The following is a 21,778-nucleotide window of genomic DNA, read 5'->3' on the forward strand; positions in this document are numbered from 1 at the left end:
CCGCTGATGGAGCTCCGTTGGAGTTGACCGTCGGGCGCGTCGCGAAAGCGCACGGGATCGGCGGCGAGGTCGTCGTCGAGATCCGCACCGACGACCCGGCGACCCGCTTCGCGCCGGGTAACACCCTGCGGGGCAAGCCATCCCGCGGTGGTGAAGAACGTGACTTCGTAGTCGAGAGCGCGCGCGAGCACGGCGGGCGGCTGCTGTTGCGATTGGCCGGGGTGGCCGACCGGGACTCCGCCGACGCGCTGCGCGGCACCCTGTTCGTCGTCGATTCCGCTGATTTGCCCCCCATTGATGAGCCGGACACCTACTACGACCACCAACTCGAAGGGCTGCACGTCCGGACGGTTGCGGGCCAGGACGTCGGTGTCGTCGCCGAGGTGTTGCACACCGCCGGGGGTGAGTTGTTGGCGGTGCGCCGAGGCGACGGTGGGGAAGTACTGGTGCCGTTCGTCGGCGCGATCGTCACGTCGGTGTCGCTCGACGACCGCAGTGTCGAGATCGATCCGCCCGAGGGCCTGCTGGATCTCGCATGAGAATCGACGTCGTCACGATCTTCCCGAACTTCCTCGACCCGTTGCGACAATCGTTGCCGGGCAAGGCAATTCAGTCGGGGCTGGTCGACCTGCGGGTGCACGATCTGCGTCGGTGGACGCACGACGTGCATCGCTCGGTCGACGACGCGCCGTACGGCGGTGGTCCCGGGATGGTGATGAAGGCCCCGGTGTGGGGCGAAGCGCTGGACGAGATCTGCTCGGAGCAAACCGTTTTGGTTGTCCCCACCCCCGCTGGTGCGTTGTTCACACAGGCTGACGCCCAGCGATGGAGCGCCGAGGAGCACCTGGTGTTCGCGTGCGGCCGCTACGAGGGCATCGACCAGCGGGTCATCGAGGATGCCGCCCGGCGGATGCGCGTCGAGGAGGTCTCGATCGGCGACTATGTCCTGCCGGGTGGGGAGTCGGCGGCGGTGGTGATGATCGAAGCCGTGGTGCGCCTGCTCGAGGGCGTCCTCGGCAATCCGGCGTCGCATCGCGAGGATTCGCACTCCCCGGCGCTGGACCGGCTGCTGGAGGGGCCCAGCTACACCCGGCCGCCGAGCTGGCGCGGGCTCGACGTTCCCGAGGTGTTGTTATCCGGCGACCACGCGCGCGTCGCCGCCTGGCGCCGGGAGGTCTCGTTGCAGCGCACCCGCGAACGACGCCCGGAGCTGCTGGACGAGCCCGGGCAAGAAGATTAGAGCCCGCGCCCCAACGGGTCGATTCGGCCCTCGGGAAATATCGTCCTGACCGCCCGGGTGATGGTGTCGCGGGCGGTGGCGTCGTCGGAGGGCTGCAGCGACTGCACCACCATGATGTAGCGACGGTCCGAGCCGATCACCCCGGTCGACAAGTGCATCCAGTCGCTGCCGATGCAGCACATCCAGCCCTGCTTGACCGCCACCGGTTCGGCGTACAGACCCTCCGGGATGCCGAAGCGTTGCGGGTAGCCGTCCAGCCCGTTGGGCGTGGACTGGGCCAGGTCGTCGACGATGATCTTCGCCTTGTCCGCGGGCAGCCCGCCCGACCCGTCGAGCAGCATCTCGTAGTAGCGGATCAGGTCGGTCGTCGTGCTCATGGTGTTCCACCAGCGTCCGTCGCTGGGCGGGGTGGTCGACGTGAGCCCGTAGCGGGCCGCGACCGCGGTGATGATGGCGTTCTCGCCGCCCTGGCCCCAGAACTTCTCGGCCGCGCCGTCGTCGGATGACTGCAACATGATGTCCAACGCCTGGCGGTCGTTGGCGGTCAGCGCGGCCTTGCCCTCCGATTCGTGCAGCAGCAGGTCGTCGGCGATGAACAGCTTGGCCACCGACGCGGTGCCGATGACCTGGCTGTTGCCGGTGGAGACCAGCTGGTGGGTCTTGCGATCGAGGATCGCCACCGAGAGGGCGGCTCCGCCGGCGGCGGCTTCGTCGGTTGCCTGCTGCACCCGCGCCTGCAGGCCGACGGGCCCCGGGGCGGTCAGCTGCAGTTCGGGCTGCGGTGGCTTGACCGCCTCGAGCAGGACCTCGGCCGACTGCGGGGGCGGCTGGCGCAGGCCTCGGTCGGGCGTGACGTAGACCGGGAGGCTATATACGTTGGCCTGTACCTTCGCCTCGCATCCGGCGGCCACGATCAACGCCACCGCCGCTGTGGCGGTGAACAAAATCAGCGGCCGAACGCGCATTCCTCTCCTCCGACGTGGCTCCGACGCACCCAAGCGCACTGGTGTGGGCCGCATCGCGCCACCTGTCCCGGCCATTACGCAAGGTCGGGTAGCGCGTTCTGGCCCCAGTCATATGTACCATTCACCAGCGTTTTCGGCTCGTTGCGAACCGCCTCCGACGCTGTGATTTTCGTGGCAAGCCTCCTGTCTGGCACAATTGACCAGTTGTCTCCAGCGGTTCCAGGCCGGCCGGGCCGCTTCTTGCCTGCTGCGAGATACGCCCAAGTTGCCCCAAACCATCGGCTTGGCGACTGCCTCACGTGCAGGTGAGAGCTGTTGCCGCAGGCCGCGACCGCAAGGAAGTGTCTTCTCAGATGAACCGCCTGGACTTCGTCGACCAAGCGTCGCTGCGCGACGACATCCCCGTTTTCGGCCCGGGCGACACCATCAACGTGCACGTCAAGGTCATCGAGGGCGCCAAGGAGCGTATCCAGGTGTTCAAGGGCGCGGTGATCCGTCGACAGGGCGGCGGCGTCCGCGAGACCTTCACCGTGCGCAAGGAGAGCTACGGCGTCGGCGTCGAGCGGACGTTTCCGGTGCATTCGCCGAACATCGACCACATCGAGGTGGTGACCCGTGGAGATGTCCGCCGCGCCAAGCTCTACTACCTGCGTGAGCTCCGCGGCAAGAAGGCCAAGATCAAGGAAAAGCGCTGAGCTGGGACGGCCGGGCGGCAGTCACGGTCGGTTTAGCGCGCCACAATCTGCGCTGGCTACTCTGATCTCGTGACCGAACCCACGGACTCATCTGAGCCCCAGTCCGCCCAGTCAGAGCCGAAGGTCTCCACTCAAATCCCGGACACGCCCGAAGGCGAGTCGCCGAAGGTCCCCGAACCGGGAGAGGCGCCCGACGAGGACACGCCGGAGCGCACCAAGCGATCCACGCTGCGGGAATTCGCGCTGCTGGCGGTAATCGCGGTGGCCCTCTATTACGTCATGTTGACGTTCGTGGCACGGCCCTACCTGATCCCGTCGGAATCGATGGAGCCGACGCTGCACGGCTGCGCCGGTTGTGTCGGTGACCGGATCATGGTCGACAAGGTCAGCTATCGCTTCGAGTCACCCCGCCCCGGTGACGTCATCGTCTTCAAGGGGCCGCCCTCCTGGAACCTGGGGTACAAGTCGATCCGGTCCAACAACACCGTGCTGCGGTGGGCACAGGATGCGCTGTCCTTCATCGGCTTCGTGCCTCCCGACGAAAACGACTTGGTGAAGCGGGTCATCGCCGTCGGCGGGCAGACGGTGCAGTGCCGGGCCGACACCGGCTTGACGGTCAACGGCAAGCCGCTCAAAGAGCCCTACCTGGATCCGGCCACCATGATGGCCGACCCGTCGGTGTATCCGTGCCTGGGCAGCGAGTTCGGGCCGGTCACCGTTCCGCAGGGGCGGCTGTGGGTGATGGGCGACAACCGGACCCACTCGGCGGATTCCCGCGCCCACTGCAACAGTGTCCCGACCGAGGCGCTCAAGGGCGTGTTGTGCACGGGCGATCCCGCGTCGGGGACCGTGCCGGTGTCCAACGTGATCGGCAAGGCGAGGTTCATCGTGTGGCCGCCCGGGCGATGGGGTGGCGTGTCTTCGGTGAACCCGCAGCAGCATCAGTAGCCATGACCACGACGTGGCCGCCGCGGACGGTGATCCGCAAATCGTCGGGATTGCGCACCCTGGAATCCGCGCTGTATCGCAGCGGGTTGGGGCCGGTCGCCGGCGTGGACGAAGTCGGCCGCGGCGCCTGCGCGGGCCCATTGGTGGTGGCGGCCTGCGTGCTGGGGCCTGGCCGCCTGGAAAGCCTTGCTGCGCTTGATGATTCGAAAAAGCTCACCGAGAGTGCCAGGGAGAAGTTGTTCCCGCTGATCCGTCGTTACGCGCTGGCCTACCACGTCGTGTTCATCCCCCCGGCCGAAGTGGACCGGCGCGGCGTGCACGTCGCCAACATCGAAGGCATGCGCCGCGCCGTGGCCGGCCTGTCGCTGCGGCCCGGTTATGTGCTCAGCGACGGATTCCGGGTGCCCGGCCTGCCGGTGCCGTCGCTCCCGGTCATCGGCGGCGACGCGGTGGCGGCGTGCATCGCCGCGGCCAGCGTGCTGGCGAAGGTCAGCCGGGACCGGCTGATGGTCGCCATGGACGCCGACCACCCGGGCTACGGCTTCGCCGAACACAAGGGTTACAGCACACCGGCGCACAGCACGGCGCTGACGCGGCTGGGTCCCTGCCCCGAACACCGCCACTCGTTCATCAATGTCCGGCGCGTGGCCATAGGGTCAGCAGGGTTGGGCGGCCGCGTCGTGGCCGAATGCCGACCGGACCCTCGCCCGCGCGCGGCGGATATCGGTGAGGAAAGATGGGGCCAGGATTCCCCGGGCGGAACGCCGGGGAAGTGTTTCTCCGAGAAGGACGTCTGAACAGATGAGTGCCGAGGATCTCGAAAAGTACGAAACCGAGATGGAGCTCTCGCTGTATCGCGAATACAAGGACATCGTCGGCCAGTTCAGCTTCGTCGTCGAAACCGAGCGGCGCTTCTACCTGGCCAACAGCGTGGAGATGGTGCCCCGCAACGCCGACGGCGAGGTGTACTTCGAGCTGCGACTGTCCGACGCCTGGGTGTGGGACATGTACCGCCCGGCCCGGTTCGTCAAGCAGGTGCGGGTGGTGACGTTCAAGGACGTCAACATCGAAGAGGTGGAAAAGCCCGAGCTGCGGTTGCCGGAGTAGCGAGCTAGTCGTTCTCCTGCTCTTCGGCGGGCGGCAATTGGCCGCGTCTATCGATGACCTCCCGCGCCACATCGGCCAGCTTGATGTTCAGCGTCTGGGAATGGCGCCGCAGCAGGTCGAACGCCTGCGTCTCGGTCATGTCGTGGAGCAGCATCAACATGCCGACCGCCTTGCCGATCTCGCGGTTGCTCAGCAATCCGCGGCGCAGGCTGGTGGCGTCCTCGCCCTTGGCGACCGCATTGATGGCCACGCTGGCGAACGCGGCCAGCACCGCCGCGCGCCCGGCCGACTCGGCGTCGAACACGTTGGGTGTGTCGCTGAACAGGTTGAGCGCAGCGCCTTTGCGTTTGTCCACCAACAGCCGAAAGCCCATCGCCCCGCGCACCGGGGTTTCCGCCACCAGCACCTTCGCCAGCTGCGGCCACAGCGACGGCGTCGTCAGGTCCGGGTCGATCTGGGGGGTCTCCTCCTCGATCGCGTCGATGCACGGACCGTCCCCCGAACGCCGTTCCAGCTCGTCGATCTGCCGCGCCAGTTGGTCACTGGCGCCCACGGTGACGTAGCGGTCGCCGTCGCGCACCAACAGGCTGGCGTGGTCGCATCCGCGCACGACCATGGTGGCGGCGATGCAGATGGCCGCGTACATCTGGCCGGCGTCCGAGCCCTGGTAGATGATCTCGGCCAGCGCGGCGAACACCGTCCCGGGGTCGGCCATTTCCCCGCCCGGCGTCGGCCTGCCTGCGGCCGTCGATTCGTCCGCCATGTTGTGCCTCATTCCCTGCGCATTCCGCAGTCTGACCCCGCGTTTCGATCGCCGTAGATTATCGGTCCTGGGCGCGACCCTCACACGCTGTTCGGTGCTATTGCGACGAATCCTATGCGCCTCGGCCGCCAGTCCCCGGACCGGCGAAAGCACCCGCTGACAATACGGGTACCCCAGCACCTTGCACGCACGAATCGGGGCGCTCGCGGCGGCGCCCGTTGGTGACATTTCCCACCGGGGGTTTCGGCGGGCGCCCGGCGGGAAAAAGCCTTCAAGTGGGAATTACCGTCGCGGTGACAGGGCCAACCGGCGAGATCGGCATGTCTGCGGTGACGGCGCTGGAGCGTGAACCCGCCGTGGACGCCATCGTCGGGATGGCGCGCCGGCCGTTCGATCCGTCTTCGCGCGGCTGGCAGAAGACGACCTATCAGCAGGGCGACATCCTGGACCGCGAGGCTGTCGACGCGCTGGTGGCGCAGGCCGACGTGGTCATCCACCTGGCCTTCATCATCATGGGGTCGCGGGAAGAGAGTGCCCGCATCAACCTGCAGGGCACCCGCAACGTGTTCGAGGCGACGGTCGCCAGCGAGCGGACGCGGCGCCTGGTGTACACCTCGTCGGTGGCGGCCTACGGCTATCACGGCGACAACCCGGACCCGCTGACCGAGGACGTCCCGGCTCGGGGCTCCGACGAGCATTACTACTCCGCGCAGAAGGCGGCGTGCGAGGCGCTGCTCGGCGAGATCACCAAGGACTCGCCCCTCGAGGTGTTCGTATTGCGGCCGTGCATCGTCGCCGGGCCCAATGCCACCGTCCTGGCCGACGCCATGCCGTGGAACCAGTTGCCGGGCCCGATGCGCGCCGTGGTCAAGGCGGTGCCGATTTTGAAGCCGGTCGTCCCGGACCCGGGCATCCCGTTACAGCTGGTGCACCACGACGACGTCGCGAGCGCGATTGCGCTGGCGGCCACCACCCCGGCGCCGCCCGGGGCGTACAACATCGCCGGGGAGGGCGTGGTGACGGTGGGGGATGTGGCCAGGGCGCTGGGCGGTCGCCCGGTGCGGGTGCCGGCCGTCGCGGCCTCGGCGGCGTCGGCGGCGCTGTCGCGGGTGCCGCTGGTCCCGTCCATGCTGGAATGGCTGCACACCGCGCGCACGTCGATGGTCATGGACACCACCAAAGCGCGCACCCAGCTGGGCTGGCGGCCGGTGCACTCGTCGGCGGAAACCCTGAGGGCGCTGGCTTCGGCGGTGTGACGCCGACCAGGGTAGTTTGGCTGCGTGAGGTTCCAGCGTTCCGCCGCGAGCCCGGCTGACGGTGAATTCGCCTAGTGCGGCACGTAACTGCGCGCCGGCGGGTAAAGCATCTCACCGCCGGGAAAGCGATCAGCCGGCCGGAGACGCTGGTCGTCGAGGAGCCGCTGGAGATCCGGGTGAACGGCGCGGCGGTCACCGTGACGATGCGCACCCCGGGCGCGGATTTCGAACTGGCCCAAGGCTTTCTGCTCACCGAGGGGATCATCACCGGCCGCGACGACGTGCTGACCATCCGGTATTGCGACGGCGCCGTCGAGGGCACGAACACCTATAACGTCCTCGACGTGACACTGGCCGCCGGCGTCACGGTGCCGACCCTCGACGTGACCCGCAACTTCTACACCACCTCGTCGTGCGGGGTGTGCGGCAAGGCCTCGCTGGACGCCGTGCGGCTGATCGGCCGCTTCTCGCCCGGCGCGGACCCCGCCACCGTCGAGGCGGCCGCGCTCGAGGCGATGCCGGCCCAATTGCGTTCGGCGCAAAAGGTTTTCGACAGCACCGGCGGGCTGCACGCCGCGGCGCTGTTCGGCGTCGACGGCACCATGCTGGCGGTGCGGGAGGACGTCGGCAGGCACAACGCGGTCGACAAGGTCATCGGTTGGGCGCTGGAACATCGGCGGGTGCCGCTGGTCGGCTCGGTGCTGCTGGTCAGTGGGCGGGCCTCCTTCGAGTTGACGCAAAAAGCTGTGCTGGCCGGGATTCCGGTGCTGGCCGCCGTGTCCGCGCCGTCGTCGCTGGCGGTCTCGCTGGCCGAGGAGTCGGGCATCACGCTGGTGGCGTTCCTGCGCGAGGACTCGATGAACATCTACACCAGGGCGGACCGCATCGGCTAGTAGTTTGCGGCCAGTTGTGGATGTAGCCGGCACTGGGGATAACCGGCCGTCGCGGATGGGTCGCAGGCGTCGCTGCGGCACGCCGTGTCGGGGTCCTCGAGCACATTGGCTCCCATGACGACCGAAACGACTTTGACTCGGGCCCAACTCGGGGCGATGGGTGAGGCGCTCGCCGTGGATCACCTGAAGAGGATGGGATTGTCGATCCTGCAACGCAACTGGCGTTGCCGATACGGCGAACTCGACGCCATCGCCTGCGATGAGGCCACCCACACGGTGGTGTTCGTCGAGGTGAAAACCCGTACCGGGGACGGCTACGGTGGGCTGGCTTACGCGGTCACCGAGCGTAAGGTTCGCCGGCTGCGCCGACTGGCCGGCCTGTGGCTGGCCGGCCAGGACGAGCGCTGGGCGGCGCTACGGATCGACGTGATCCGGGTGCGGATCGGGCGCCGGCGCACACCCGAAATCACCCATCTGCAAGGGATCGGCTGATGGCGCTGGGTCGCGCGTTCTCGGTCGCCGTGCGCGGGGTGGACGGCCAAATCGTGGAGATCGAAGCCGACATCACCTCTGGACTGCCGGGCGTGCATCTGGTGGGTCTGCCCGACGCCGCCCTGCAGGAGTCCCGCGACCGGGTCAGGGCGGCAGTGGCCAATTGCGGCAACAGCTGGCCGATGGCGCGGCTCACGCTGGCGCTGTCCCCGGCGACGCTGCCCAAGATGGGCTCCGTCTACGACATCGCCCTGGCCGCGGCCGTCCTGTCGGCGCAACGCAAGAACCCGTGGGACCGCCTGGAGAAGACGGTGCTGCTGGGGGAGCTGTCGCTGGACGGAAGGGTCCGTCCGGTGCGCGGCGTACTGCCGGCGCTGCTGGCCGCCAAACGCGACGGCTGGCCGGCCGTCGTCGTCCCGGTGGACAACCTGGCTGAAGCCAGCCTGGTCGACGGCATCGACGTCTGGGGCGTGCGCACGCTGCGGCAGCTGCAGAAGTGGCTCAGCGGGTCCGCCGCCCTGGACAACAGGATCACCGCGACGGCCACCGAACCCGAGGCCGCGACTGATCTCTCCGATGTGGTGGGGCAGACGCAGGCTCGCTTCGCGGTGGAGGTCGCCGCCGCCGGGTCGCATCACCTCATGCTCACCGGCCCGCCGGGCGTCGGCAAAACCATGCTCGCGCAACGGCTTCCGGGCCTGTTACCGCCGCTGTCGGAGAGCGAGTCGCTGGAAGTCACCGCAATCCACTCCGTGGCGGGGCTGCTATCGGGGGACACGCCGCTGATCACCACGCCGCCGTTCGTGGCGCCACATCACAGCTCCAGCGTGGCGGCGCTCGTCGGCGGCGGTTCGGGCATGGCGCGCCCGGGCGCGGTCAGCCGCGCGCACCGTGGGGTGCTCTTCCTCGACGAATGCGCCGAAATCAGCGTCAGCGCGCTGGAGGCATTGCGAACGCCATTGGAAGACGGGGAGATTCGGCTCGCCCGACGCGATGGGGTGGCCTGTTACCCGGCCCGGTTCCAACTGGTGTTGGCGGCCAACCTGTGCCCGTGCGCGCCCGCCGATCCGCAGGACTGCATTTGCGCGGCGGCGGTCAAGCGTCGTTACCTGGGCAAGCTGTCCGGGCCGCTGCTCGACCGGGTGGACCTGCGGGTGGAGATGCATGCGGTGCGCGCGGGCGCCTTCTCGGGCACCGAAGCCGAATCGACGGCACAGGTTCGCCAGCGGGTGGCGCAGGCCCGCGCGGCCGCGGCCGAGCGGTGGTCACCGCACGGATTCCGCACCAACGCCGAGGTCAGCGGGGTGCTGTTGCGGCGCAAGTTCCGGCCGGGCAACGCCGCGATGACGCCGCTACAGAAAGCGCTGGACCGGGGGCTGCTCAGCATCCGCGGCCTGGACCGAACCCTGCGGGTCGCGTGGAGCCTGACCGACTTGGCCGGCGGGGTGTCGCCCGGGCCCGCGGAGGTCGCGGCCGCGCTCAGCTTCCGGCAGCCGGGAGCGCAGCGATGAGCGTCGGATCCGGGTCACCAGTACGCCTTCGCCAGCCAGTCGTTGTGCCCGCCCCGGACCGCGATCGCGACGGTCACCAGGATGGCGAACGCCCTGGCGAACTGGGCCATCGCGCGGCCGCCCTCGCCGCGCTGTTCCATGTCGCGCAGCGCCACGGACGCGAGGGCGCCGCTCAGGATCGGAATGGGCAAGCCGCACCAACTGACCAGGCTCAAAGCGAACGCGGCGACCGCCCACGGGTTTACGGGGCGGGCGGGCGCGGCGAGCTGGGTCGGCTGGCAGACGATCATTGTTCGCTCCGTTCCGTGCCGGCTGCGCGATGGCGAATGGGGGTCGACGACACCACATTCCCGTACGGGCCTATACGGATCCTTGGCGAATTCTTGGACCCCGGAACACGGCGATGCTGACCGCGGTCGACGATCCCGTGCTGCGCGCCTGGGCATACCTGTCCCGGGTGGCCGAGCCGCCCTGCGCCGAGCTCGCCACCCTGGTGCGACGTGTTGGTCCGGTGGAGGCGGCCGACCGGGTCCGCCGCGGGCTGGTGGACGACGGCCTGGCGCGGCACACCGCAGCGCGGCGCGAAATCGACTGCGCCGCCGCCGACCTCGAGCTGCTCGCCCGCCGGGGCGGACGGTTGATCACCCCCGGCGGCGGCGAGTGGCCGCTGCTGGCGTTCGCCGCGTTCGGGAATGCCCCGGCGAAAGCTCGCGGCGGGGCGCCGATGGTGTTGTGGGCGCAGGGCCCGACCCGGCTCGACGAGGTCGCGCACCGCGCCGCCGCCCTGGTGGGCACTCGCGCGGCGACGGCCTATGGCGAGCAGGTGGCCGAGGACCTCGCGGCGGGGCTCGCGCAACGCGAGGTCGCGGTCGTCTCCGGTGGCGCCTACGGCATCGACGGCGCGGCGCACCGGGCGGTGCTGAACGCGGACGGCATCACCGTGGCCGTTCTCGCCGGCGGGCTCGACATCCCCTATCCGAGTGGCCACACGGCGTTGCTGCACCGCGTGGGGCAACACGGGCTGCTTTTCACCGAATACCCGCCCGGTGTTCGGCCGGCCCGCCACCGATTCCTGACCCGCAATCGCCTGGTGGCCGCCGTCGCGGGGGCCGCGGTGGTGGTGGAAGCCGGCTTGCGCAGCGGCGCCGCGAATACGGCCGCCTGGGCGAGGGCGCTGGGGCGGGTGGTGGCCGCCGTGCCCGGGCCCGTGACGTCGTCCGCGTCGGCGGGGTGCCATGCGCTGCTGCGCAACGGCGCCGAACTGGTGACCCGGGCCGACCACATCGTCGAGCTGATCGGCCGCATCGGCGAGCTGGCGGCCGAGGAACCGCGCCCGGCGACGGCGCTCGACGGGCTCAGCGACGATGAGCGCCGGGTGTACGAGGCGCTGCCGGGCCGCGGCGACGCAACCGTCGAGCAACTCGCGGTCGCGTCGGGGCTGGCGCCCGAGCGGGTGTTGGGGCCGCTGGCGATCCTCGAGCTGGCTGGGTTGGTGCAGCGCCAGGAGGGCAAGTGGCGACTTGTGCGGGCCGCAAGGGGTCAAGCTGCATCGACGACGCGGCTCGTATAGTCGACGGGGGTCGGGCGGGGACAGGAGGACAAGTGGCGGGTCGACCTCTGCAACGCTTCGAGGTTGTCGATACCAAGGAGCTCACACCGCACATGGTCGCGGTCGTGCTGGGCAGCAAGGACTTCGACGCCTTCGTGCCCAGCAAATTCACCGACTCCTACGTCAAGTTGGCGTTCGTCGCCGACGACATCGACGTCGCGGACCTGCCCCAGCCGCTGACCCTGGACAGCTTCGCCGGCCTGCCCCCCGAGAAGAGGCCGTCGGTCCGGACCATGACCGTCCGGCACGTGGACGCGGCGGCCGGCGTAATCACGCTGAACATCGTCGTGCACGGCGAGCACGGGGTCGCGGGCCAGTGGGCCGCGGCGGCCCAGCCCGGCCAGCGGATCTACCTGATGGGCCCCGGCGGTGCCTACACACCCGATCCCGCCGCCGATTGGCATCTGCTGGCCGGCGATGAATCGGCGCTTCCGGCCATCGCCGCGGCGCTGGAAGCGTTGCCCGCCAGCGCCGTTGGTAAGGCGTTCATCGAGGTGGCGGGCCAGGAAGACGAGATTCCGCTGACCGCACCGGAAGGCGTCGAGGTGCATTGGGTCTATCGCGGCGGGCGGGCCGATCTGGTCCCCGAGGACCGCGCGGGCGACCACGCCCCGCTCATCGAGGCGGTCACCACCACGCCGTGGCTTCCCGGTCAGGTGCACGTCTTCATTCACGGCGAGGCGCAAAGCGTCATGCACAATCTGCGGCCCTACATCCGCAAGGAGCGCGGCGTGGACGCCAGGTGGGCGTCGTCCATCTCGGGTTACTGGCGTCGCGGCCGCACCGAAGAGACGTTCCGGCAATGGAAGAAGGAACTGGCCGAGGCGGAGGCCGGGGCCTCCTAGCGGCTTGAACGCCGGCTGGCATCCTCTACTCCCATGGCGCATTTCGGGGACTACCAGAACGAGATCTACTTCAAGGGCCTGGGCGGGATCGCGCCCGCGCTGCCGATGGCCTTCGCGGAGCTGGAGGCCCGGGCCGAGCGGGCCATGTCGCCGTCGGTGTGGTCCTACGTCGCCGGTGGTGCCGGCGACGAGCGCACCCAGCGGGCCAATCGCGAGGCGTTCGACCGCTGGGGCTTGATGCCCCGTATGTTCGTCGGCGCCGCCGAGCGTGACCTGTCGGTAGAGATGTTCGGCCTGACGTTGCCGTCGCCGCTGTTCATGGCCCCGATCGGTGTCATCGGCATCTGTGCTCAGGACGGCCACGGCGACGTGGCCACCGCGCAAGCCGCAGCGGTCACCGGCGTTCCGATGGTCGTTTCCACCCTGACCGCCGACCCGTTGGAAGACGTCGCCGCCCAGTTCGGCGACACCCCGGGCTTTTTCCAGCTGTACACGCCGAAGAATCGCGAGCTCGCCGCCAGCCTGGTGCAGCGGGCCGAGGCCGCCGGCTACCGGGGCATCATCGTCACCCTGGACACCTGGATTCCCGGGTGGCGTCCGCGCGATCTCCGCACGGCAAACTTTCCGCAGTTGCGCGGGTTATGCCTGAGCAACTACACCAGCGACCCGGTCTTTCGCGCCGGCCTGCCGCGGCCGCCCGAGGAGGACCCGCAAGCCACTGTGCTGCAGTGGATCACGACGTTCGGCAATCCGTTGACGTGGGACGACCTTCCCTGGCTGCGGTCGCTGACCAAGCTGCCGCTCATCATCAAGGGCATCTGCCATCCCGACGACGCCCGGCGCGCCAAGGACGGCGGCGTCGACGGCATCTACTGCTCCAACCACGGTGGCCGCCAGGCCAACGGCGGCCTGCCCGCGCTCGATTGCCTGCCGGGCGTGGTCGAGGCCGCCGACGGTCTTCCGGTGCTGTTCGACTCCGGGGTCCGCAGCGGCGCCGACATCGTCAAGGCGCTCGCGCTGGGCGCGACCGCGGTGGGCATCGGCCGCCCGTACGCGTATGGCCTGGCGCTCGGTGGGGTCGACGGCATCGTGCACGTCCTGCGTTCGCTGCTGGCCGAAGCCGACCTGATCATGGCCGTCGACGGATATCCGCTGCTCAAAGATCTCACCCCGGACACACTTCGGCGCGTCGACTGATTCAGGTCCCCGGCTCCTGCGAACGTTGCAGGCGTGGAGGCCATCCTCGAGGAGTTCGACGAATACCTGTCGCTGCAATGCGGCAGGTCGGCGCACACCCGCCGCGCCTACCTCGGCGACGTGCGCTCGCTGCTGGCCTTTCTCGACGACCGCAATGCAGGGCTGGACGGATTGAGCCTGTCCCTGCTGCGCTCGTGGTTGTCGGCCTCGGGCGCCGCCGGCGCCGCTCGCACGACGCTGGCCCGTCGCACCTCGGCGGTCAAGGCGTTCACCGCGTGGGCCGCGCGGCGCGGCCTGCTGGCCGCGGACCCGGCGGTCCGGCTACAGGTGCCCAAGGCGCACCGCACCCTGCCGGCGGTGCTGCGCCAAGACCAGGCGCTCGACGCCATGGCAGCCGCGAAATCCGGTGCCCAGCAAGGTGATCCGATGGCATTGCGAGACCGGCTGATCGTCGAGATGCTCTATGCCACCGGAATCCGGGTGAGCGAACTGTGCGGCCTGGACCTCGACGATGTGGACGCCGGGCATCGGCTGATCCGGGTCCTGGGTAAGGGCAACAAGCAGCGCACCGTGCCGTTCGGGACGCCGGCCGCCGAGGCGCTGCGCGCCTGGCTGGACGAGGGGCGGCCCGCCCTGGTGACCGCCGCGTCGGGGCCGGCGCTGCTGCTGGGTGCGCGAGGGCGGCGGCTCGACGTCCGCCAGGCTCGCACCGTCGTGCACGAGACGGTGTCGGCGGTGGACGGCGCGCCCGACATGGGCCCGCACGGCCTGCGGCACAGCGCGGCCACGCACCTGCTCGAGGGCGGCGCCGACCTGCGCGTCGTGCAGGAACTGCTCGGCCATTCGAGCCTGGCGACCACCCAGCTCTACACCCATGTCGCCGTCTCGCGGTTGCGGGCGGTGCACGATCAGGCCCATCCGCGGGCGTGACGCCCCCCTCAACCCCGCAGCGGCTTGAGCCGGATCGGCGTCGACTTCACCAAACCCAACGGATCGACGTAGTGGGCGCCCGACGCCGGACCCCACATCGCGCCCCAGTGCAGACAGGCCGCGGCCCGGCAGCCGGCATGTCCGGCCTGCAACGAGCCGATGACGGTCTGGGCCGTCACCGGTTGGCCCACCCGCACCGCCGCCCGGACCGGCTCGTAGCTGGTGCGCAGCCCGCCCGGGTGGGCCAGCGAAACCACCGGCCGCCCCGCCAGCTGCCCGGCGAACACCACAGTGGCGGTGCCCGCCGCATACACCGGCTGACCTGCAGCCCCGGGCAGATCCACGCCCCGATGCCCCGATTTCCAGTCCGGTGACGGGGCGTCGAATCCGCGGGCTTGCCCGTCCAGGGCCGGCGGCGGTCGCAACGGCCAATCCAGGCGAGCGTCGTCCGCAACCGCGGGCACCGCGCTGAGCACCGCCAGGCACAGCATCAGCCGCAAAACCCGTCGCATCGGCTCAGTTCATCGCCCCGCCTGCGGCGGCACCACTCAGGGCGGGCCGGTGCTGTGCAAAACCACCAGCTGAGTCGGTGTAAACTCCTGGTCGCAGCTCGTTCGCGGGCTGACTTCGCGCGTCCGCCCCGCGTCTCCTTAGTTCCACCAGGAGTTCGCATCGCGTGCCGGGCGGTCCCTTAACAGGGTCCGGCATCGCAGCAGGCGCCAGGGCCCGGCTTCACCCGATGCCGGGCGACAACCGACACAAGTAAGGCACGAGCATGGCCGTCGTAACCATGAAACAGCTGCTGGACAGCGGCACTCACTTCGGGCACCAGACCCGTCGTTGGAATCCCAAGATGAAGCGGTTCATCTTCACCGACCGCAACGGCATCTACATCATCGACCTGCAGCAGACGCTGACCTACATCGACAAGGCGTACGAGTTCGTCAAGGAGACCGTCGCCCACGGCGGCAGCATCATGTTCGTCGGCACCAAGAAGCAGGCGCAGGAGTCCGTCGCCGCCGAGGCGACCCGCGTCGGCATGCCGTTCGTGAATCAGCGCTGGCTGGGCGGGATGCTCACCAACTTCTCCACCGTGCACAAGCGCCTGCAGCGCCTCAAGGAGCTCGAGGCGATGGAGCAGACCGGCGGTTTCGAGGGACGCACCAAGAAGGAAATCTTGATGCTGACCCGCGAGAAGAACAAGCTGGAGCGCAGCCTCGGCGGTATCCGCGACATGGCCAAGGTGCCCTCGGCGATCTGGGTCGTCGACACCAACAAGGAGCATCTCGCGGTCGCGGAGGCCCGCAAGCTGAACATCCCGATCATCGCGATCCTGGACACCAACTGCGACCCCGACGAGGTCGACTACCCGATCCCGGGTAATGACGACGCGATCCGCTCGGCCGCGCTGTTGACCAAGGTGATCGCTTCCGCGGTCGCCGAGGGCCTGCAGGCCCGCGCCGGGGTCGGCCGCACCGACGGCAAGCCCGAAGTCGAGGCCGCCGAGCCGCTGCCCGAATGGGAGCAGGAACTGCTGGCCTCCGCTGCTGCCAGCGCCCCCACCGACGTCGCTGCGGGCGCACCCGAATCGACCACTGAACCCTCCTAGGGAAGGCTGATATGGCCAACTTCACCGCCGCCGACGTCAAGAAGCTCCGGGAGCTCACCGGCGCCGGCATGCTCGACTGCAAGAACGCGCTGGCCGAGAGCGACGGCGACTTCGACAAGGCCGTCGAGGCGTTGCGCATCAAGGGCGCCAAGGACGTCGGCAAGCGCGCCGAGCGCGCCACGGCCGAAGGCCTGGTCGCGGCTAAGGGCGGCGCGCTGATCGAGCTGAACTCCGAGACCGACTTCGTCGCCAAGAACGCCGAGTTCCAGAAGCTCGCCGATGACATCGTCGCGGCGGCGGCCGAATCCAAGGCCACCGATGTCGAGGCGCTCAAGGCTGCCGCTACGGGCGGTAAGACGGTCGAGCAGGCCATCGCCGACCTGTCGGCCAAGATCGGCGAGAAGCTCGAGCTGCGCCGTGTCGCGTACTTCGACGGCACCGTCGAGGCCTACCTGCACAAGCGGGCGGCGGACCTGCCGCCGGCCGTCGGTGTGCTGGTGGAATACAGCGGCTCCGACGTCGAGGCCGCGCACTCGGTCGCGCTGCAGATCGCCGCGCTCAAGGCGCGCTTCCTGTCACGCGACGACGTGCCCGAGGACATCGTGGCCAGCGAGCGCCGCATCGCCGAGGAAACGGCCAAGGCCGAGGGCAAGCCGGAGCAGGCGCTGCCCAAGATCGTCGAAGGCCGGCTGAACGGCTTCTTCAAGGACTCCGTGCTGCTGGAGCAGCCCTCGGTGTCCGACAGCAAGAAGACGGTCAAGGCCCTGCTCGACGAGGCCGGCGTGACGGTGACGCGGTTCGTGCGCTTCGAGGTGGGGCAGGCCTAAGCCCCGCGCGGGCGCGGGCTAGCGTCGGTTAAATGCGACACGTGCATGCGTTCGGCGACGACGCCCTCGGTGATCTGGACGCGGTCGGGCTCGCCCACGCGATACAGGCCGGCTGGGTCAGCAGGGCCGAGGTGGTCGAGGCGGCCATCGCCCGCACCGAGGCCGTGGACCCGATCCTCAACGGCCTGGCCTATGCGGCCTTCCAGCAGGCGCGAACCGCCGCGGCGGCGAACGGCTTCTTTGACGGCGTCCCGACGTTCCTCAAGGACAACGTCGACATCGCCGGCCAGCCCACGATGCACGGCACCGACGCGTGGACGCCGTGGAATGCCACCTCCGACGGCGCATTCACCCGGTTGTTCCTGGCCACCGGACTGGCCCCGGTGGGCAAGACGCAGCTGTCGGAATTCGGTTTCAGTGCGTCGGCCGAACATCCCCGGCTGGGTCCGGTCCGCAACCCGTGGAACACCGACTACAGCGCGGGCGCATCCTCGTCGGGCTCGGGTGCGTTCGTTGCCGCAGGTGTGGTGCCGATCGCCCACGCCAACGACGGCGGCGGCTCCATCCGCATCCCGGCCGCTTGCAACGGACTTGTCGGGCTGAAGCCGTCACGTGGGCGGCTGCCGCTGGACGCCCACCTGCGCCGGATGCCGGTGAGCATCGTCGCCAACGGTGTGGTGACCCGTTCGGTGCGTGACACGGCGGCGTTCTACCGGGAGGCCGAACGGATTTGGCGCAATCCGAAACTGGCACCGGTCGGTGACGTCGTCGGACCCGGCAGGCAGCGGCTGCGGATCGCCGTGCTGACCCGGTCGGTGCAACGCGACTGCAGCCCCCAGGTGCGCGAGCTGACGCTGAAGTCCGCCGGCCTTCTCGAGGAGCTGGGGCATCGCGTCGAATACCTCGACGAGCCCCCGGTGCCGGCCAGCTTCGTCGACGATTTCGTCCTTTACTGGGGATTCCTCGCGCTGGCCCAGGTGCGCACCGGGCGGCACATGTTCGGCAAGACGTTCGACCGCAGCCGGCTGGACAGCCTGACGCTCGGGCTGGAGCGACACACCGCCCACAACATTCATCGACTGCCGCTGGCGATCATGCGCCTGCGCCGAATCCGCAGGCGCACCGCACAATTCTTCGACACCTACGACGTAGTGCTCACCCCGACGCTCGCCGACGAGACGCCCCGCATCGGCTATCTGGCACCCACCGACTACCACCAGGTCATCGAGCGGCTGATCGACTGGGTCTCGTTCACCCCGTTGCAGAACGTAACCGGCGAGCCGGCGGTCTCGCTTCCGTTGGCGCAGTCCGACGAAGGCATGCCGGTGGGCATGATGTTCTCGACCAACATCGGGCAGGAGGCGCTACTGCTCGAGCTGGCCTACGAACTCGAAGAGGCCCGACCATGGGCCCGGATCCAAACCGCTTGATCTGCGGCCTCGGCGGCGGCCCGCTTCGCCGCGGGGTCAGTCGGACCCGAGCTTGTCGAGCATCCGCTTGAAGTCGCGCTGCTGAGTTTCGGTCAGCTTGGCCAAGATGCGCGCATCGGCGGTCCGCACCGCGCCTTCGGCGCGTTTCAAAAGGGCGCGGCCCTGACCGGTCAGCGTGGCCGGTAGCGCGCGACCGCTGGACACAGATGTCGGACGGGCGACGGCGCCGATGTCTTCCAGCTTGCGCAGCACCGTGTTCATCGCCTGCGGTGTGACTCCGGCCTGCCGGGACAGTTCGGCGCTCGACATCCCCGGAACCAGGGAAAGCATGCGGAGGCAGACGAATTCGGGCAGCGTCAGGCCGAGCGGGCCCAATACCGCGGAAACCTCCGGTCGCAGCAGGCTGGCCACCCGGTACAGCAGGTAACCAAGCGGGGCGTCTTCGGCCTGAACCATGTCAATGATATTGACATATTTTCGGGCTCTGGACGCGGCTTCGCTGGGCGAAGTGCTGATTGCCGGCCCGTCGATGGGGTAACCGAGTGTCACTCGCACCGCGCGGGCGTATCAGGAGGTTTTCATGCCGAAGACGACGAAAGGCGGCAAGCCGAAGAAGGACGAACTGCCGAGCACTTTGCGGCGTTCCAACGCCAAAGCGCAACGCACGTTCGCGAAAACGCATGACGCAGCGGCCGACGAATACGGCAGCGAAGAGCGCGCGCACCGGGTGGCGTATTCCGCCCTTAAGCACAGCTTCGAAAAGATCGGCGATCATTGGGAGCCCAAAGAACAGAAGGGCCCGTCCGACGAGCGCGCCAAGAGCGGCGGGCCGCGTGCCTCCGGCCCGACGGCCGAGGGGGTGGACGCCAACGCGAGCAAGAAGCACCTGCTCGACGTGGCCCGCCGACTCGGCGTGCGGGGCCGGTCGAAGATGAGCAAGGCGGAGTTGGTCGACGCGATCATGAAGCACAACCGCAGAGTCCGCGGCCGTTGAGAAAGGCGTTTCACGGCCGCGCCGATGTGACCGAGACGTCACCCCGGGGCCGGGTTTAGCGGTTTAGCCCTTTGGGCACCGGGCATCCCGACAGCCATGGTTGCGTCCGTTAGTCCCAATCAGCTGCGTCAATGCTTCACCGATGTGGACTTTCCGGCGAACAAGCAGGATCTGCTTGACGCCGCCGATCGCAATGGCTGCGACGACGACACGATCCGCGCCCTGCGCAGCATTCCGCCCGAGACCTACAACAATGCCGCCCAGGTCCTCGCGTCGGTCACCATCATCGACGATCGCGACCTCGGCGACGCCGACAAGGCCGCGGCTCGTCGCACCCACACCAAACCAGGGCTGGCCGAAAACGCAAAAGACATCCCCGCTTCGAGCCCGATCGTCGAGGAACTGGGCGAGAACCGGGGCTCCTGAACCGTCCGCAAGTGCAAAAGCGATGCGGCGCTAGAGAATTGGCCGGCCTCCGGTGACGGCCACCCGCGCGCCGGAGATATAACTGGCGTCGTCGGAGGCCAACAGCACGTAGATCGGCGCGAGTTCGGCGGGCTGGCCGGCGCGGCCGAGCGGCGTGTTGTCGCCGAACGACTCAACGCTGTCCGGGGGCATGGTGGAGGGGATCAACGGTGTCCAGATCGGGCCGGGCGCGACGCTGTTCACCCGAATCCCCTTCTCGCCCAGCAACTGAGCGAGGCTGGCCGAAAAGTTGGCGATCGCCGCCTTGGTGGCGGCGTAGGGCGCCAGCGTCGGATTGGGCGTGTCGGAGTTGACCGACGAACTGCCGATGATCGACGCCCCCGCGTTCATGTGCGGCACCGCCGCCTTGGTGAGATAAAAATATGCGCCGACATTGAGCCGGAACGTGTAATCCCATTCCTCATCGCTGATTTCGTCAAGGCTCTTGTGCATCATCTGGTAGGCCGCATTGTTGACCAGGATGTCGATGCCGCCGAATTCTTCGACGGCCCGGTCGACGACGGCGCGGCAATGCGCAGCATCGGAAAGGTCGCCGGACACCAGGACGCATTTGCGCCCGGCGTCTTCCACGTAGCGCGCGACGTCGCGGGCGTCGTCGTCCTCGTCGAGGTAGGAGATCAGCACGTCGGCGCCTTCGCGCGCGAAAGCGATAGCGACCGCGCGGCCGATGCCGCTATCACCCCCGGTGATGATCGCCCTTTTGCCGGTGAGCTTTCCCGAGCCCTGGTAAGTGTTTTCGCCGCAGTCGGGCACGGGGTTCATCCGGCTCTGCACACCCGGGGCGGTCTGTTGCTGAGGCGCAAAGCCCATCTGATTCCTCCATAGGTGGTCGAATCCGGTCTAAGGTTCGCGTGTCATCGGGCGGGCCGCGGGAACGTCGGGGTCATCGTCGGCCGGAGGCTCGGGATCGCGCCATTCCTCGGCGCGACTGGGCCGGTTACCGCGCAGCGTGCCGTCCAATTCGTGCTTGAGTTCGTCGTCCTCGCGGGGACTGTGTTTAGAGCTTCCGCGTTCCATCGACGGCCCCTTTCGTCTGGTGGGATTCCTCCCGCTCTGACTACCCGCCACAGCCGGGGCTAATCGGGCGCCTAGAGCGTCGTCGCCCAAGTCATTCGACGTGAATAGCGATACGGATGTTAAAAACTGATGCGAAAGATACTGTCCAGCAAAACAACACCGTTTCGCCAGCTGACCGGCCGAAAATCACGAATAAAACGGGCGCATATGTTTAAAGCGGACAGCAAGAGGCTATTTGCGGCCTATGTGCGTATTGCCCTTCTGGGGGGCGATTGTTCGACACGAAAGGAATGAGCAATGAAGGTCACCAAGACCGCGCTGAAGACCGCTGCCGCTGCCGGGGGGATTGCGGCGGCAGGGATTTTCGCGGCGGTGCCGGCTTCTGCCGCGCCGCCCAACATCCAGGGCTTCGGCACCAGTGAGCAACTCGTGGACGGGCCGCTGGTCACCAACTACACGGTGAGCAACCTGCAGCCGAGCAATGTCTCGATTCCCGGCTACACGCCCAAGGGGACGCTCTACCAGGCGGACGTTACCGCTCGGTCGGACGGCGGGCTCGTTACCCCGATGGTGAACGACTTCATCGCCCGCGGGCCGAACGGCCAGAACTACCGGGTGATCGACAAGGTGGGGGCCCCTAACGGCCTCAACCCGGCGCCGATCGCGCAGGGTAGCGAGTCGACCGGGACGCTGTACTTCGACGTGACCGGCGCGCCGCCCAACGGCGTGGTCTACAACGACGGGATGCAAGACGTCCTGATGTGGACGTCGAACGTGCAGGGTAGCTCGGCGCCCGGCGCTCCGAGCCCAAGCCCGGCACCGGGTGCGCCGCCCAGGCCGGCTCACACCTGATCCCGCTTGCGGATATCTCCCCGCGGCCGCCGGGCGCCGCCGGGGGGGGGGGGGGGCCGGGGGGGGGGGGGGGGGGGGGGGTGTATCGGGGTACACCGTACCCATGGGGACC

General features: G+C 68.7%; 26 protein-coding genes and 1 pseudogene. 20 read left to right on the top strand and 7 right to left on the bottom strand.

The window, feature by feature from the left end:
* Positions 1-17: 17 nt before the first annotated feature.
* Both rimM and trmD read left to right on the top strand, forming a co-directional pair.
* Positions 18-539, top strand: coding sequence for a ribosome maturation factor RimM (gene rimM, locus A5756_RS12585; protein WP_066952589.1), 522 nt, complete (start codon positions 18-20; stop codon positions 537-539).
* Positions 536-1,240: a tRNA (guanosine(37)-N1)-methyltransferase TrmD gene (gene trmD / locus A5756_RS12590; protein ID WP_066952591.1), complete on the top strand. Its 705-nt coding sequence runs from the start codon at positions 536-538 to the stop codon at positions 1,238-1,240. The genes rimM and trmD overlap by 4 nt, the downstream gene beginning before the upstream one ends.
* On the opposite strand, the gene A5756_RS12595 is transcribed toward trmD, so the two are convergent.
* Positions 1,237-2,205 carry a hypothetical protein gene (locus tag A5756_RS12595; RefSeq protein WP_066952593.1) on the bottom strand — a complete coding sequence of 323 codons (969 nt, stop codon included), beginning with the start codon at positions 2,203-2,205 and terminating at the stop codon, positions 1,237-1,239. The genes trmD and A5756_RS12595 overlap by 4 nt on opposite strands.
* Before the next feature lie 353 nt (positions 2,206-2,558).
* On the opposite strand from A5756_RS12595, the gene rplS reads away from it, so the two are divergent.
* The 4 genes from rplS to A5756_RS12615 all read left to right on the top strand — a co-directional run bounded on the left by rplS (position 2,559) and on the right by A5756_RS12615 (position 4,955).
* A complete protein-coding gene (gene rplS / locus A5756_RS12600; protein ID WP_066952595.1) occupies positions 2,559-2,900 on the top strand; it encodes a 50S ribosomal protein L19 in 342 nt (113 codons plus the stop codon).
* A gap of 69 nt (positions 2,901-2,969) precedes the next feature.
* Complete coding sequence (lepB, locus tag A5756_RS12605; RefSeq protein WP_066952597.1) at positions 2,970-3,848, top strand: signal peptidase I; 879 nt, start codon at positions 2,970-2,972, stop codon at positions 3,846-3,848.
* A gap of 2 nt (positions 3,849-3,850) precedes the next feature.
* Positions 3,851-4,645 carry a ribonuclease HII gene (locus A5756_RS12610; protein ID WP_066952599.1) on the top strand — a complete coding sequence of 265 codons (795 nt, stop codon included), beginning with the start codon at positions 3,851-3,853 and terminating at the stop codon, positions 4,643-4,645.
* A gap of 4 nt (positions 4,646-4,649) precedes the next feature.
* Entirely contained in the window at positions 4,650-4,955 is a 306-nt protein-coding gene (locus A5756_RS12615) for a DUF2469 domain-containing protein (RefSeq protein WP_046184425.1), read from the top strand.
* A 4-nt stretch (positions 4,956-4,959) separates the two neighbouring features.
* On the opposite strand, the gene A5756_RS12620 is transcribed toward A5756_RS12615, so the two are convergent.
* Positions 4,960-5,718, bottom strand: coding sequence for a GAF and ANTAR domain-containing protein (locus tag A5756_RS12620; protein WP_066952704.1), 759 nt, complete (start codon positions 5,716-5,718; stop codon positions 4,960-4,962).
* A gap of 275 nt (positions 5,719-5,993) precedes the next feature.
* Between A5756_RS12620 and A5756_RS12625 the strand changes: the two genes are divergently transcribed.
* The 4 genes from A5756_RS12625 to A5756_RS12640 all read left to right on the top strand — a co-directional run bounded on the left by A5756_RS12625 (position 5,994) and on the right by A5756_RS12640 (position 9,870).
* Positions 5,994-6,974, top strand: coding sequence for an SDR family oxidoreductase (locus A5756_RS12625; RefSeq protein ID WP_066952601.1), 981 nt, complete (start codon positions 5,994-5,996; stop codon positions 6,972-6,974).
* Between the two features lie 74 nt (positions 6,975-7,048).
* Positions 7,049-7,867, top strand: coding sequence for a formate dehydrogenase accessory sulfurtransferase FdhD (gene fdhD / locus A5756_RS12630; RefSeq protein ID WP_066952603.1), 819 nt, complete (start codon positions 7,049-7,051; stop codon positions 7,865-7,867).
* A 114-nt stretch (positions 7,868-7,981) separates the two neighbouring features.
* On the top strand, positions 7,982-8,359 hold the full coding sequence (locus A5756_RS12635; protein WP_066952605.1) for a YraN family protein: 378 nt from the start codon (positions 7,982-7,984) through the stop codon (positions 8,357-8,359).
* A complete protein-coding gene (locus tag A5756_RS12640) occupies positions 8,359-9,870 on the top strand; it encodes a YifB family Mg chelatase-like AAA ATPase (protein WP_066952607.1) in 1,512 nt (503 codons plus the stop codon). Before A5756_RS12635 ends, A5756_RS12640 begins: the two co-directional genes overlap by 1 nt.
* A gap of 14 nt (positions 9,871-9,884) precedes the next feature.
* Here A5756_RS12640 and A5756_RS12645 read toward each other — a convergent pair whose 3' ends face one another.
* Positions 9,885-10,160: a DUF4190 domain-containing protein gene (locus tag A5756_RS12645; RefSeq protein ID WP_066952610.1), complete on the bottom strand. Its 276-nt coding sequence runs from the start codon at positions 10,158-10,160 to the stop codon at positions 9,885-9,887.
* Positions 10,161-10,273: 113 nt separating this feature from the next.
* On the opposite strand from A5756_RS12645, the gene dprA reads away from it, so the two are divergent.
* From dprA to A5756_RS12665, 4 genes are read left to right on the top strand one after another with little or no spacing between them, the layout of a single operon-like run.
* Positions 10,274-11,440, top strand: coding sequence for a DNA-processing protein DprA (dprA, locus tag A5756_RS12650; protein WP_066952612.1), 1,167 nt, complete (start codon positions 10,274-10,276; stop codon positions 11,438-11,440).
* A gap of 32 nt (positions 11,441-11,472) precedes the next feature.
* Positions 11,473-12,324 carry a siderophore-interacting protein gene (locus tag A5756_RS12655; RefSeq protein WP_066952614.1) on the top strand — a complete coding sequence of 284 codons (852 nt, stop codon included), beginning with the start codon at positions 11,473-11,475 and terminating at the stop codon, positions 12,322-12,324.
* A gap of 33 nt (positions 12,325-12,357) precedes the next feature.
* Positions 12,358-13,521 carry a lactate 2-monooxygenase gene (locus A5756_RS12660; protein WP_066952616.1) on the top strand — a complete coding sequence of 388 codons (1,164 nt, stop codon included), beginning with the start codon at positions 12,358-12,360 and terminating at the stop codon, positions 13,519-13,521.
* 33 nt (positions 13,522-13,554) lie between these two features.
* Positions 13,555-14,451 (top strand): tyrosine recombinase XerC, encoded by an 897-nt coding sequence (locus A5756_RS12665; RefSeq protein WP_066952617.1) that lies wholly within the window; start codon positions 13,555-13,557, stop codon positions 14,449-14,451.
* Between the two features lie 17 nt (positions 14,452-14,468).
* Here the strand turns inward: A5756_RS12665 and A5756_RS12670 are convergent.
* Positions 14,469-14,963: pseudogene (locus A5756_RS12670) on the bottom strand (M23 family metallopeptidase); the annotation flags it as partial.
* Positions 14,964-15,226: 263 nt separating this feature from the next.
* Between A5756_RS12670 and rpsB the strand changes: the two are divergent.
* Genes rpsB through A5756_RS12685 form a run of 3 tightly spaced genes read left to right on the top strand, consistent with a single transcriptional unit; the run spans position 15,227 to position 18,317 of the window.
* The gene (gene rpsB / locus A5756_RS12675; protein WP_066952622.1) at positions 15,227-16,060 is read left to right on the top strand and encodes a 30S ribosomal protein S2; all 834 of its coding nucleotides are present in this window, start codon (positions 15,227-15,229) and stop codon (positions 16,058-16,060) included.
* An 11-nt stretch (positions 16,061-16,071) separates the two neighbouring features.
* Positions 16,072-16,887: a translation elongation factor Ts gene (gene tsf, locus A5756_RS12680; RefSeq protein ID WP_066952624.1), complete on the top strand. Its 816-nt coding sequence runs from the start codon at positions 16,072-16,074 to the stop codon at positions 16,885-16,887.
* Positions 16,888-16,919: 32 nt separating this feature from the next.
* Entirely contained in the window at positions 16,920-18,317 is a 1,398-nt protein-coding gene (locus A5756_RS12685) for an amidase (RefSeq protein ID WP_066952625.1), read from the top strand.
* Positions 18,318-18,353: 36 nt separating this feature from the next.
* Here the strand turns inward: A5756_RS12685 and A5756_RS12690 are convergent, their stop codons facing one another.
* On the bottom strand, positions 18,354-18,773 hold the full coding sequence (locus A5756_RS12690) for a MarR family winged helix-turn-helix transcriptional regulator (protein ID WP_066952628.1): 420 nt from the start codon (positions 18,771-18,773) through the stop codon (positions 18,354-18,356).
* A gap of 124 nt (positions 18,774-18,897) precedes the next feature.
* Between A5756_RS12690 and A5756_RS12695 the strand changes: the two genes are divergently transcribed.
* Positions 18,898-19,311 (top strand): ChaB family protein, encoded by a 414-nt coding sequence (locus A5756_RS12695; protein WP_066952630.1) that lies wholly within the window; start codon positions 18,898-18,900, stop codon positions 19,309-19,311.
* A 96-nt stretch (positions 19,312-19,407) separates the two neighbouring features.
* Positions 19,408-19,737, top strand: a complete 330-nt coding sequence (locus A5756_RS12700; RefSeq protein WP_066952632.1) for a DUF2795 domain-containing protein — start codon at positions 19,408-19,410, stop codon at positions 19,735-19,737.
* Between the two features lie 30 nt (positions 19,738-19,767).
* Here A5756_RS12700 and A5756_RS12705 read toward each other — a convergent pair whose 3' ends face one another.
* Positions 19,768-20,607, bottom strand: a complete 840-nt coding sequence (locus A5756_RS12705) for a glucose 1-dehydrogenase (protein WP_066952634.1) — start codon at positions 20,605-20,607, stop codon at positions 19,768-19,770.
* Between the two features lie 30 nt (positions 20,608-20,637).
* Positions 20,638-20,814, bottom strand: a complete 177-nt coding sequence (locus A5756_RS26245; RefSeq protein WP_197505513.1) for a hypothetical protein — start codon at positions 20,812-20,814, stop codon at positions 20,638-20,640.
* A gap of 297 nt (positions 20,815-21,111) precedes the next feature.
* Between A5756_RS26245 and A5756_RS12710 the strand changes: the two genes are divergently transcribed.
* Entirely contained in the window at positions 21,112-21,666 is a 555-nt protein-coding gene (locus A5756_RS12710) for an MPT63 family protein (RefSeq protein WP_066952636.1), read from the top strand.
* Positions 21,667-21,778 lie beyond the last annotated feature (112 nt).

Source organism: Mycobacterium sp. 852002-53434_SCH5985345 (genome assembly GCF_001667155.1).
Classification (GTDB): Bacteria; Actinomycetota; Actinomycetes; order Mycobacteriales; family Mycobacteriaceae; genus Mycobacterium.